General features: G+C 69.2%; 11 protein-coding genes. 7 read left to right on the top strand and 4 right to left on the bottom strand.

The window, feature by feature from the left end; genetic code table 11:
- Positions 1-194: 194 nt before the first annotated feature.
- Entirely contained in the window at positions 195-1,391 is a 1,197-nt protein-coding gene (locus ACTHL9_RS04395) for a PucR family transcriptional regulator (RefSeq protein WP_440517572.1), read from the top strand.
- Here ACTHL9_RS04395 and ACTHL9_RS04390 read toward each other — a convergent pair.
- Positions 1,388-1,756, bottom strand: a complete 369-nt coding sequence (locus ACTHL9_RS04390) for an excisionase family DNA-binding protein (protein ID WP_440517571.1) — start codon at positions 1,754-1,756, stop codon at positions 1,388-1,390. The two genes, ACTHL9_RS04395 and ACTHL9_RS04390, sit on opposite strands and share 4 nt — an antisense overlap.
- Before the next feature lie 82 nt (positions 1,757-1,838).
- The gene (locus tag ACTHL9_RS04385) at positions 1,839-3,284 is read right to left on the bottom strand and encodes an amino acid permease (protein ID WP_440517569.1); all 1,446 of its coding nucleotides are present in this window, start codon (positions 3,282-3,284) and stop codon (positions 1,839-1,841) included.
- Positions 3,285-3,496: 212 nt separating this feature from the next.
- Between ACTHL9_RS04385 and ACTHL9_RS04380 the strand changes: the two genes are divergently transcribed.
- Complete coding sequence (locus ACTHL9_RS04380) at positions 3,497-3,715, top strand: hypothetical protein (protein ID WP_440517568.1); 219 nt, start codon at positions 3,497-3,499, stop codon at positions 3,713-3,715.
- A gap of 74 nt (positions 3,716-3,789) precedes the next feature.
- Here the strand turns inward: ACTHL9_RS04380 and ACTHL9_RS04375 are convergent, their stop codons facing one another.
- On the bottom strand, positions 3,790-5,451 hold the full coding sequence (locus tag ACTHL9_RS04375; protein WP_440517566.1) for an MDR family MFS transporter: 1,662 nt from the start codon (positions 5,449-5,451) through the stop codon (positions 3,790-3,792).
- A 99-nt stretch (positions 5,452-5,550) separates the two neighbouring features.
- Here ACTHL9_RS04375 and ACTHL9_RS04370 point away from each other — a divergent pair, with 99 nt between their 5' ends.
- Positions 5,551-6,543 carry an Lrp/AsnC family transcriptional regulator gene (locus ACTHL9_RS04370; protein WP_440517565.1) on the top strand — a complete coding sequence of 331 codons (993 nt, stop codon included), beginning with the start codon at positions 5,551-5,553 and terminating at the stop codon, positions 6,541-6,543.
- Here ACTHL9_RS04370 and malQ read toward each other — a convergent pair.
- The gene (malQ, locus tag ACTHL9_RS04365; protein ID WP_440517564.1) at positions 6,491-8,626 is read right to left on the bottom strand and encodes a 4-alpha-glucanotransferase; all 2,136 of its coding nucleotides are present in this window, start codon (positions 8,624-8,626) and stop codon (positions 6,491-6,493) included. The genes ACTHL9_RS04370 and malQ overlap by 53 nt on opposite strands.
- A gap of 79 nt (positions 8,627-8,705) precedes the next feature.
- Here malQ and ACTHL9_RS04360 point away from each other — a divergent pair, with 79 nt between their 5' ends.
- The 4 genes from ACTHL9_RS04360 to ACTHL9_RS04345 all read left to right on the top strand — a co-directional run.
- A complete protein-coding gene (locus ACTHL9_RS04360; protein ID WP_440517563.1) occupies positions 8,706-9,449 on the top strand; it encodes a dienelactone hydrolase family protein in 744 nt (247 codons plus the stop codon).
- A 165-nt stretch (positions 9,450-9,614) separates the two neighbouring features.
- Positions 9,615-11,024, top strand: coding sequence for an amidase (locus ACTHL9_RS04355; protein ID WP_440517562.1), 1,410 nt, complete (start codon positions 9,615-9,617; stop codon positions 11,022-11,024).
- Positions 11,021-11,248: a hypothetical protein gene (locus tag ACTHL9_RS04350; protein WP_440517560.1), complete on the top strand. Its 228-nt coding sequence runs from the start codon at positions 11,021-11,023 to the stop codon at positions 11,246-11,248. Before ACTHL9_RS04355 ends, ACTHL9_RS04350 begins: the two co-directional genes overlap by 4 nt.
- On the top strand, positions 11,248-12,530 hold a 1,283-nt coding region (locus ACTHL9_RS04345; protein ID WP_440517559.1), incomplete at its 3' end, for a sodium:solute symporter family protein. The genes ACTHL9_RS04350 and ACTHL9_RS04345, both read left to right, overlap by 1 nt.

Below are 12,530 nucleotides of genomic sequence, written 5' to 3'. Positions count from 1 at the left end.
CGCGGTGTTGACGCGGGGTTCCTGCGTGCTTCCAGCGTAGGATCCCTGTGAGCTGGACAACATGCGAGGTGACCGCGCGCGCAGGGTGACTTCCGCGGATTTCCGCGGTTTCCGTCGTCGTTCGTTGAACTCGTGTCGCACGTGGGGACGGCAATTGTCGCCTGCTGTGGGGACAAAAGCCTATGCTGGGAGGCATGCGCGAAGGGGTCGAGGACCTTGTTGAGAAAGCCGCCCAGAAGCTGGGAAGGGGGCTGTCCGTCGAGGACCTCGACGGGCTCCTCGTTGCCTACTCTTCCAACCAGGCCCACGCCGATCCCGTCCGGGTGAATTTCCTGCTCTCCAAGCGAGTCCCGGCCGACGTCAGCGCGTGGCAGCTCTCGCACGGGATCGCGACGGCGGTGCGCCCGGTTGCCGTGCCGCCCAACGCCGATCTGGGGATGTACGGGCGGGTGTGCGTTCCGCTCCTGGTCCGCGGCTTCCGCGTCGGGTACCTCTGGGTTCAGCAGGAGCCGGAGGAGGAAAGTGCGACGGCGATCCTCGCCGCATTGCCGGGCGTGCGCCTTGAGGTCGAGCTCATCGCAGGGCTCCTCCTGGACTCGAACACGGCGGCGTCCGCGCACCGGCGGCAGCGCGAGACGACGTTCCTCTCCGCGGCGGCCGGCGACAAGCCGGCGCTCGCCGAGATCGCGGGGTGGCGGGAGGTCCACGGGCGGGCGCCCTGGCAGATGGTCACGCTGCTCGACCCGGACGGTGCGGACCCCGAGGATCCTCAGGCCGCCGTCGTCGCCACCAGCACCGCCGCGATGCTCGCCACCGCAGGGATCGACCCAGCGCTGTTCACGGCGGGGGCCGAGACCCACGCCGTGGCCCTCTTCGCCCACTCGACGGGGCGCGCCAACCACGCGGCGGTCCTCACACACTACGAGCGGGAGCTGGCCAAGCGCTCAGGGCGACCGCCGGGCCGCGTCCTCGTGGGGATCAGCGAGCCGTTCTCTTCCCTGCGCGGCCTCCCGGACGCCTACGCCCAGTCGAAGGTCGCGGCCCAGGCGGCCGCCGTCGACCCCGCCCTCGGGGAGCTCGTGGACGTTCGTACGGTAGGCGTGTACCAGCTCATGGGTTCGGTCGGCATGGAGCCGTCCAGCGTGTTCGCCGACCTGCTCGTCGAGGAAGACCGTGCGGACGAACTGCTGCCCGTGCTCGAGGAACTCTACGACAACGACGGCGCCGTGCAGACCGTCGCGGATCGCCTGCACATCCATCGCTCGACCGTGTATCACCGGGTGGCGCGGGTGCGGAAGCTCCTCGGCGCGGACCCTCTGGGGGGCCGGGTGCGCCAGGAGCTGCACCTTGCGCTCAAGGCGCGCCGCTGGGCCGCGCGCCCGCGGATCTAGCCGCTGGCCTTCTGCTTTCCCAACCAGGCGAGAACGTCCTCGCGCCGGATTCGCCGGTGCGTCCCGCGGTATTCGACCGGCCAGACGCCGAGGTCCGTGAGCTTGCGGACGTAGCTATGGCTGATTCCCGCGAGCTCGGCGGCCTGCGCGACCGTGAGGACGTCCTCCGCGCTGCTCACCGTGACGGCCTCCCCGCGGCCGAGCCTCGCGAGGAGATCCAGGACGGCGTCCCTTGCCGTGTCCGGGAGGCGGTAGGCCGTGCCGTCGGCGAAGACGGTCACATCCCCGGCATCGAGCGCGCGCGAAAGGGTCGCGGCGTCGTCTGGCTCGAGGCTCGGCGTGGTGCGGGGCGCGAAGCGGCTCATGCGCCCCAGCGTAAAGCTTGCTCCGTCAGCTCCGCAGGGTGTACACCCTGCGGAGCTGACGGAGCAACATGGGAGGGGGCGGTCAGGCGACGCGCTCCTCCTCACGGAGGGCCTCGGCGTGGGCGGCGATGCGCGCCTGGTGCAGCGGCGATTGGCGCAGCACGAGCCACGCGGCGAAGAGGATGGCGAACCAGATCGGCGTCACGAGGAGCGCGATGAGCGTGTCGGTCTGGGTTGTGAGGGCCCACACGAGGAACGCGAAGAACGCGTACGTCACCCAGATCATCACCGGGCCGCCGGGCATCTTGTAGGTCGAGGCGGCGTGCAGTTCGGGGCGTCGCTTGCGGTACACCAGGTAGCTCGCGAGGATGATCGACCACACGAACATGAAGCACACGGCCGAGACCGTGGTCACCATGTCGAACGCGGTGCCGATGTCCTTGCCCGCGTAGAGGAGCACGACGCCGGAGAGCAACAGGATGCACGAGAGGAACAGTGCGTTCTGGGGAACCTTGCGCGAGGACAGCTTGCCGAAGATCGACGGCGCGTCGCCCTCCTGGGCGAGGCCGAACACCATGCGGGACGTCGAGTAGATGCCGGAGTTCGCGCTCGACATGGCTGAGGTGAGGACCACGAGGTTCACGATCGTCGCGGTGGCACCGAGTCCCGCGAGGGAGAACATTCCGATGAACGGCGAATGCCCCGCCTGGAACTGGGTCCACGGCGTGACCGACATGAGGATGATGAGCGCGCCGACGTAGAACAGGCCCACGCGGACCGGAATGGCGTTGATGGCCTTGGGCAGGTTCTTCTCTGGGTTCTTGGTCTCGGCGGCGGCAGTGCCGACGAGCTCGATGCCCACGAAGGCGAACACGGCGATCTGGAAGCCCGCCACGAAGCCCATGAACTCCTTGGGGAAGAACCCGCCGAACTGCCACAGGTTGGCGAACGCGGCGGTGCCCGCGGAAGAGCTGAAGCCCGAGAAGATCATGATGAGGCCGGTCACGATGAGCGCGAGGATGGCCACGATCTTGATGAGCGCGAACCAGAACTCCACCTCGCCGAACGCCTTGACGGTGGGCAGGTTGAGGGCGAGGAGGATGAGGATCGTGGCGAGACCGGGGATCCACAGCGGGATTCCGGGCCAGAGGGTCTGGGCGTAGCCTGCGATGGCCACGACGTCGGCGACTCCGGTGACGACCCAGCAGAACCAGTACGTCCAGCCCGTGAAGAAGGCGGCCCACGGCCCGAGGAGGTCGCCCGCGAAGTCGCTGAAGGTCTTGTAGTTCAGGTTGCTGAGCAGGAGCTCGCCCATGGCCCGCATGACGAAGAACAGCATGAAGCCGATGATCATGTAGACGAAGATCACCGACGGGCCGGCCACCGAGATCGTCTTGCCAGAGCCCATGAAGAGACCCGTGCCGATGGCGCCGCCGATCGCCAGGAGCTGGATATGCCGGTTGGAGAGGCCTCGGCTGAGGTGCGGCTCGCCCTGTCTCTGCCCGGTAGGGCTGGTGAGCTTAGTCATAGTGCTACTACCTTCGCGTAGTTGGCAAAAATGTGATGCCCCTAACAGGGCGAGTCCTAGATTACCGCTACTCCGAAGGCCAATTGACCATGCAGGATGCCCAGATGGTCTTTGGATCGACGCACCAAAGATCCCTCTAGTTGATGGAAATGGGGCCAAGTACCCTAGACTTGACGCTCTAAAACAACATTTGATTCGGAAGGAGCGTGCGCATGTCCCCCGATGTGCACAACCACCGGAGCCTGAGAATCGTCGTCGACCATGCGCATGAGCTCGACGCCGCACTTGGCTCGGCCATCGAGACGCTGCAGCAGACCGCTGTGGCGCAGCCCTGCTGCGGCATCCTCGTCACCCGAGAGGCAGCAGGGCAGTACACGGTCGCTCACGATGCGAGCGTCCCCTTCGGCGACACCCACCAGCGCATCGCCTGATTTTCTCCCCGGCCAACGCACGGCGCCCGGCGACTTCCCGGAGGAAGCCGCCGGGCGCCGTCGTTCTTTGAGTGCTAGGCCGCGGCCGGCTCTTTGAGCGCGGCCTTCGGATCGCGCAGCTTGACATTCGGCAGCGCGAGCGTGATGAGGAAGGCGACGACCATGAGGCCTGCCGCGGTCAGCATCACCACGTCGACGGACTGCGAGAAGCCGTCTTTGATCGGGTGGGTGAGCACCGAGTTGGCCTTCGAGAGCCAGCTCGTGTCGTTGAGGTTGTCCGTGCCGAGTCCGCCGGACGTGCCGCCCTTGAACAGGTCGAAAAGCGGCTTGTTCGCCGGATCCGCGGCGACCGCTGGATCTCGCATGGTCTTGATGAAGTCGGCCTGGTTGACGGCGTCCTTCATCGTCGAGCTGATCTTGTCGGCCGCGAGGCTGAAGAGCATCGAGATGAACACGGCAGTGCCGACTGCCCCGCCCATCGAGCGGAAGAAGGCCGCCGTCGACGTCCCCACGCCCATGTCCTTCGGCGGGACGGAGGTCTGCATCGCGAGCACGAGCGGCTGCATGCAGCAGCCCAGCCCCATGCCGAAGAACACCGCGACGAGGGCCGGCACCCAGAGCGGGGTGTCGACGGTGAGCACGAAGCCCATGGTCGTTGCGGCGCCGGCCAGCAGGAGGGTGCCGATCATCGGGAAGATCTTGAAGGTTCCCGTCGCCGAGATGGTGCGGCCCGCCGTGATCGAGGCGGACATGATGCCCACCGTGAAGGTGATCATGAGGAGCCCTGCCTGCGTGGGCGTGAGGCCCTTCACCAGCTGCAGATACATGGGGAGCATCGCGATGGCGCCGAACATGCCGATGCCGATGATGAAGTTCAAGAGCGCCGAGAGGCTGAACTGGGCGCTCTTGAAGAGCCGCAGCGGGATGAGCGCATAGTCGCCGGCGAACTTCTCGATGACCACGAACGCCGCGAGGCCCACCGCGCCGATGGCGTAGCAGACGATCGAGTTCGCCGACGCCCAGCCCCAGCCGCGGCCTTGCTCGGCGACGAGGAGGAGCGGCACGAGGCCGACGGTGATGGCCGCTGCGCCGAAGTAGTCGATCCGCTGGCGCGTGTGGTGCGCCGGGAGGTGCAGGAAGAGGAACACCGTCACGAGGGCCGCGATCGCGACGGGAACGTTGACGTAGAACACCCAGCGCCAGCCGGTGATCCACAGGATCTGGTCCGCGCCCGCGAAGGCACCGCCCACCACCGGCCCGAGCACCGAGGAGACGCCGAACACGGACATGAAGTAGCCCTGGTACTTCGCTCGGTCCGAGAGGGGCACGATGTCGCCGATGATGGCGAGGGCGAGCGCCATGAGGCCCCCGGCGCCGAGCCCCTGGATGCCGCGGGCCACGGCGAGCTCGCTCATCGAGTGGACGGAGCCCGCGAAGATCGAGCCGCCGAGGAAGATCGCGATGGCCGCGATGTACAGCGGGCGGCGGCCGAAGATGTCCGAGAGCTTGCCGTAGAGGGGCGTGCTCACGGTCGAGGTGATGAGGTAGGCCGTGGTGGCCCAGGCCTGAAGGCTCAAGCCATCGAGGTCGTTGGCGACCGTGTAGATGGCGGTCGAGACGATCGTCTGATCGAGGGAGGCGAGGAACATGCCGAGCATGAGCCCGACCATGACGCCCCTGATCTGACGCTTCGTGATGGCTCCCGGGGGAGCGGCGGAGGGTGCGGACTGCGACACGGAAGACTCCCTGAGGCTAGAGAGAGGGGGAAACTGAATTCGTTGCTTTCCGTAACTATCCTACGGCCGCTTTTCTTCCCGACAGGCATAATCAGGTGGGTGGAGGGGCGAGAATTCGACGAGCTGGACCGGCGCATCGTCGCGGCACTGCAGGTCAACGGCCGGGCATCCTGGCGACACATCGCCGACGTCCTCGGGGAGCCCTTCCGCACCGTCACCCGCCGCGGCCTCGCTCTGCTCGACTCCGGTGCCGTCCGGGTCGCGGGCCTCGCGGCCCTCGGCCCCACGCACCTGATCGAGCTGGACTGCGAGCCGGGGCGCCTCGAGGAGGTCGCGGCGGAGCTCTCCGCGAATCCGGACGTCATCTTCGCCTATGTGCTCTCGAGCCCCATGCGGCTCCTCGTGGAGGTCCACGCGAGGCCGGGGCAGCTCGCGTCCCTCGTGCTGGACGAGTTCCCGCACCTGGACGGGGTGGTTCAGGTGAGCGCCGCCCCGGTGATGGAGTACTTCCGGACGGTGGCCGACTGGCATCCAGGGCCGGTCACGGAGGCGGAAGCCGCCAGGCTGCGCGACGTACCCCCGCCGCCGGCGCGCCCCGTCGCCGCGACGGACCTCGACGGGATCGACCACCAGATCGTCCGGCTTCTCGTCGCCGACGGGCGCGTTCCCGTCGCGGAGCTCTGCGCCGCTGTGGGCCTGACCGCGCCCGCGGTGCGGCGGCGGCTCACCGGCATGCTCGAGCGGGGCGCTCTCTCCGTGCGCGCGATCGTCGACCCCGCAGACATCGGATTCCCCGTGGAGGCCGTGCTCTGGGCGCGGGTTGCGCCGTCGGATGTGCGCGAGGTGGGTCGGCTCGCGGCCGAGGCCCCCGGAGTCCGCTACGCCGTCATGGCCGTGGGGGAGTTCCAGCTCATGGTCAACGTGACCGTGGCCGGCCTCGAGGAGCTCCGCTCGTTCCTCACCGAGAGCCACTGGACCGCCCGAGTCCAGGCGATCCGCACCTCGCTCGTGGTCCGGGCCTACAAGCGTGGCGGCGTGGTCATGGACGGGCGGCCGCGAGCGCCTCGCGCATCGTCTTCGTCAGCGAGCTGAAGCGGGGGTTTCCCGCAAGGTCGTCGAGGAGCACGGGAGCCCCGTCCGCGTCCGCGAGGGGGATGCACCAGTTCCGGTACTGCTCGTGCGTGGTCCCGGGCTGATTCTGGGTGCGCTTCTCGCCGACCGCGTCGACGAGGGCCACGCCGAGCAAGGACGACGGCGTGAGCGCGGTGAACGCGTAGAGCGCCTCCACCGTGGCCTGGGACCCGTCCGGGGCCGGAACGGCTGGAAGGAGGCCCTTCTCGCGCACGAGCTCGAGGACGGCCTCCTGCTCCGCGGCCGCGGCCGCGCGTTCCTCCTCGACCGGTCGGGCCAGCAGGCCCAAGGCTTCCCGGAGGGCCACGTGCTCGCCCGCGAGGTAGCCGGCCGTCGGCGGCAGGTCGTGCGTGTTGACGCTCGTGAGGCACCGCTCGCGGTACCGTTCGGGCGCAAGGGGGCGGTCGCCGTCGTACTCGAACCAGAGGATCGAGGTGCCGTAGATGGCGCGTTCGGAAAGGTAATCCCGCACCCACGGCTCGAAGACTCCGAGGTCCTCGCCGACCACGATCGCGCCCGCGCGCTGCGCCTCGAGGGCGAGGATGCCTACCAGGGCCTCGTGGTCGTAGTACACATACGTGCCGTTCTCGGGGCCCCCGCCCTCGGGGATCCACCAGAGGCGGAACAGTCCGAGGATGTGATCGATGCGGAGGCCGCCCGCGTGGCGGAGGACGGTGCGGAGCATGTCCCGGTAGGCGGCGTAGCCCGAGGACTCGAGCCGGCGGGGATGCCACGGCGGCTGGCTCCAGTTCTGACCCTGCTGGTTGAACACGTCCGGCGGCGCGCCGACCGTGACCCCCGGCGCGAGGACGTCCGAGAGCGTCCAGGCGTCCGCACCCGTGGCGCTGACTCCCACGGCGAGGTCGTGGATGATCCCGAGGTCCACGCCGGATTCCTTCGCCGTGCGCTGGGCAGCCTCGAGTTGCTGGTCGCAGATCCACTGCAGCCAGCGGAAGAACTCGACGCGTTCGAGCCGTCCGTGGGTCTGCTGAGGGTCAGCCCAACCCGGGTCCCCGGGCGGGAGCTCCTCTGCCAGGGCGCACCAGAGGGCGAAGTCGTCGAGACCCTGGCCCTGCTCGGAACGGAACTGCGCGTACTCGGCTTCTCGCTCCGGCGTCCTCGGCACGGCGGCGATGAGCTCGAAAGCCTCCAGCTTGGCCGCGAAGCTCTCGTTGCGGTCCAGCAGGTCGGCGGAGCGGTCGGCCCTGTGCAGCGGCTCGGCGAGCGCTTCGATCCTGGCGCGGGCCCCGGCGTCCAGGCTCCGGTACTCGGGGATGTCCTCGACGCGGATGTAGAGCGGATTCACGAACCGGCGCGTGACCGGCAGGTACGGCGAGTCCTCGAGGGGCGGCCGCGGCTCGGCGGCGTGCAGGGGGTTCACGAGCACGAAGCTGGCGCCCTCGGCCCCGGACAGGGCGGCGAGGTCGGCGAGGTCCGCGAAGTCCCCGATGCCCCAGGATCGCGAGGACCGGACCGAGTAGAGCTGCGCCATGATTCCCCAGCGGCGACGATCGGCGAGGCGCAGGTTCGTTGCGAGCTGCGCGGGGGTGATGACGAGGGCGCACTCGGCGCTCGCGTTCTCTGCCTGTGCGTGCAGGGTGTGCCATCCGAGCGGGAGGCTGCGCGGCAGGGCGAACGTGGCCCGGCCCGTGAGGACGCCGTCGACTTCGCGGGGCGCCTCCCAGTCGTCCGCCTGCCGCACCTCGACGCGGGAGCCGTCCTCCGCGGTGATCCAGACCTGGACCGACGTCCCGTGGGGAACGTGCACGTGCACCTCGGTGTCCTCTCCCTCCCTGCCCACGACCACCGGCGGCAGGAGCCGGCGCCACGGCTCGAGCTCCGAATCCCGCAGCGCCGCCCGAGCGGCGTCGTCCGTCTCGGCGTCGACCCCGAGCGCGCCGAGGACGGTGCGCAGCGTCTCGCGGGAGACGGCCCGCTCCACGCCGTCCCAGCCCCAGTACGAGGTGGCTACCCGGTGGGCAGCGGCCAGCTCGCGAAGGAGAGTGTCAGTGTGGTCGTGCTGGTTCTGCTCAGTTCCGGCCATGCGCCCACTGTAGGCGGGGGATCCTCCCCGGAACCAGCAGGGAGTACCGTGGGCATCTGTGACATCCGTGAACCGTTCCATGATCGAGATTCCTACCCGTGACGGCGTCGCTGACGCATACTTCACCCACCCGGCTGACAGTGCGCCCCACCCAGGCGTGCTCTTCTACATGGACGCCTTCGGGGTCCGGCCGCACCTCAAGGCGATGGCGGATCGGCTCGCCGAGGCGGGCTACGCCGTCCTGGTCCCGAACGTGTTCTACCGGAGCGGGCACACGCCCGTCCTGGACCTCCCCGAGTTCATCGACACCTCGCAGCGGACGGAGCTCTTCGACCAGATCGGGCCCATGATGCGCGAGCTCACCCCCGAGCGGGCCGTGGACGACGCCGAGGCGTACCTCGCGTGGCTGGCCGAGCGTCCCGAGGTGGCCGACGGGCCGGTCGGCGTGACCGGCTACTGCATGGGCGCGCGCCTCTCGCTGCGCACCGCGGGCGCCTACCCCGATCGGGTCGCCGCCGCCGCTGGCTTCCACGGCGGTGGGCTCGCCACCGACGCCCCCGACAGCCCTCACCTCGTGGCCGAGCACGTGACGGCCGAGCTCTACTTCGGCCACGCCGATCAGGACCACTCTCTCCCGCCCGAGCAGATCGAGCGGCTTAACGCGGCGCTCACCGAGGCGGGCGTGCGGTTCCGGGCGGAGGTGTACGAGGGGGCGCGGCACGGTTACACCCAGGCTGACACGTCGTCGTACAACGCCGATGCTGCGGAGCGGCACTGGAAGGAGCTCCTCGCGCTGCTCGAGCGGACGCTCCCGCAGGCGTAGACGGCGCGCCGCAGCACTAAAGGGACGGGGCCCCGGGCGGGATCCCGTCCCTTTTTCGTGGGGTCTGGTCAAATGTGAGTTGGAGCACTACCTTGGTTCACTGTACCTATCAAACGAGGTGCTCATGGCTCAATCAGAAAGAGACTAGTAAGAAAATGACTCGCAATGAATGAACTGGTGTATCTGGATGCCGTGGAGCTTGCGGCGATGATCCGCTCGCGTGAGGTCTCCGCCGTCGAGCTGCTCGAGGCGCATCTGGACCGGATCCACGCGCTGAACCCGGCGATCAACGCGGTGGTCACCCTCGACGAGGAGGGGGCGCGGGCGGCGGCCGCGGATGCGGACCGGGCGCTCGCCGCGGGAGCAAGCGTCGGCCCCCTGCACGGCCTGCCGATCGCGTTCAAGGACACGGCCCGCACCCGCGGCCTCCGCACGACATTCAGCCACCCTCGCTACGCCGACCACCTCCCGGACGACGACGACCCTCACGTTCGCTCGATCCTCGCCGCCGGGGCGATCCGGCTCGGCAAGACGAACGTCCCCGAGCACGCGGCCGGCTCGCACACCGTCAATCGCGTCTTCGGCGCGACCCGCAACCCCTACGACCTCAGCCGGTCGGCCGGCGGGAGCAGCGGCGGGGCGGCGGCATCCCTCGCGGCCGGCTTCCAGCCGATCGCCGACGGGAGCGACATGGGCGGCTCGCTCCGCAACCCGGCCTCGTTCTGCAACGTCGTGGGACTGCGGCCAACCCCCGGCCTGGTGCCCGACGACGGCCCCAACGACTTCTTCACCCTGGGCGTGGTAGGCCCCATGGGCAGGACGGCCCGCGACACGGCGCTGCTCCTGGGCGTCATGTCCGTCGCCCCGACCTCGGCACGTTTCGTCGCCGAGGTGGAGTCGGCAGGGTGCAACGGCGAAGACTTCCGAGGTCTGCGCGTCGCCTTCGCCCCGACGCTCGGCGGGCGGGTGCCGGTCGAGCGGGAGGTGCTCGACGTCGTCGAACGCCAAGCCCAGCTCCTCGAGGAGCTCGGGGCCGACGTCGAGCGCGCGTGCCCCAACCTCGACGGCTCGGACGAGGCGTTCCGAACGCTGCGCGCCGCCGCGTTCGACTCCCTGTGGGGGGACGAGCTCGCCGCGGATCCGGACCTGTTCACCTCCTTCCTGGCGGGCAACATCCGCGACGGCGCGAGGCTCACGGGGCGCGATGTGGTGCGGGCGGAGGAGATCGTGACCCGGTTGGCCCGACGCGCCGACGAGTTCTTCGGCCGCTTCGACCTCGTCATCGCCCCGGCGGCCCAAGTCGCGCCGTTCCCCATCGAACTCGACTTCCCGACCGTCGTCGACGGCCAGCAGCTCGAAACGTATCTGGACTGGATGCGCGCTGCCTACCTCTTCACCCCGCTCGGCATCCCGGGCCTGTCCGTCCCCGCCGGCTTCACGCCCTCGGGCCTTCCCGTGGGCCTCCAGATGCTCACGCGCCGCGGAAGCGACGTCCGCCTGCTGCGGCTCGCGGCCGCCGTCGAACATGTCTCCCCGCTCGGATCCAGACACCCTGAAGGAGTTGCAGTCCTGTGAACACCCTCGCCACCCCGAGGAGGATCGCCATCCCGGCGGTTCCGTGCCTCGGCATGCTCATCACCCCGTTCCTTCCGTTCACCACCTCACCGACCCTCTGGTTCGGCGTTCCCGCGCCGATTGGGTGGGTCGTGGCGATGATCGTCCTGCTCGTCGTCGCGCTGCGGATCGTGGAGGCGTCCTATCGCCGGGCCGCCGGCCCACAGCGAGAGGCGGTCCGCTGATGCTCACTCCCGCGATCATCGTCGGCATCCTCTTCATCGGTGCCCTCGGCATCCTCGGCCGCAAGCGCCAGCGCGAGATGGCGCACTGGACGGTCGGCGGCCGCGACCTCCCGAAGTGGACCTCGTGGTTCCTCCAGGCCGGGGAGTCCCTCACCACGTTCAGCTTCCTGGGCCTCGCCGGCATCGCGTACGGCGGCGGGGTGAGCGCCCTTTTCGCGCTCGTCTACCTCTCCATCAGCTCGGCCATGCTCTACTTCGTGGCGCCCCGGCTGCGCGAGCTCGGTGCGAATCGCGGCTACCTCACCATGGCCGACTTCTTCCGCGACCGCTTCGGCAGCAGGGCGCTCTCGGTGGTTGTCGCGCTCGTCGGCGCCGTCTTCCTCATCCCGTACCTCCAGCTGCAGATCACGGGACTGGGGCTCATCGTCCAGCTCGCCACGGGAAGCAGTTCGGCGAGCGGGCTCAGCATGGTCGTCGCGTCCGCCCTCGTGGTGGTGTTCGTGATCTGGGCCGGGATCCGCGGGATTGCGCGTGTGGCAGTGTTCAAGGATTTCGCGATGCTCGTGGCGCTCCTCGTGGTCCTCGCCGGCGTCCTCGCGGGCGTGGGCACCATCCCGGACGTCTTCGCGCGGGTCGGCGAAGCCGCTCCGCGGCTCATGACCGTCTCAACGCCGGGGCTCGACACCACGTTCTTCGTCACGTCCGCGGTCGTGACGAGCATCGGGGCCGGCCTCAACACGTTCCCCCACCTCTGGCCCCCGATCCTCGCCGCGAAGAGCGGAGCCGTGCTGCGCAGCAACTACAGCTGGCTTCCGGTCTACCAGCTGCTCCTCGTCGTCCCGATCCTCGCGGGCATGGCAGGATTCCTGGTCCTCAAGCCCAAGACCCCGGGCAACAACGTCCTGCTCACCGTCGCCCAGCAGACGCTTCCCGACTGGCTCGTGGCGGTGATCGCGGTCGCAGGAGCTGCCGCCGCGATGGTTCCGGCCGCAGCGATCGCGATGGGCATCTCCTCGCTCGTCTCGAACAACGTGCTCAGCGTCAAGAACCCGACGCTGCGCTTCCGCCTCAACCACGCCGTCGTGGTGGTGGCCGTGGGACTCGCTCTCCTGTTCGGCCTCGCCAAGTCGGATATCGCCTCGCTCCTCCTGCTCACCTATGGCGGGCTCACCCAGCTCGCGCCCGCCGTCGCGCTCGCGCTCCCGAAGAAGGTCGGCGCCGGTGCGGTGCCCGTCCTGCTCGGCATCGTGGTGGGCACGGTGTGCGTCGCGGTGCTTGCGTT

Source organism: Sinomonas sp., assembly GCF_051955515.1.
Classification (GTDB): Bacteria; Actinomycetota; Actinomycetes; order Actinomycetales; family Micrococcaceae; genus Sinomonas.
This window is presented reverse-complemented; position numbering and strand designations above follow the sequence as displayed.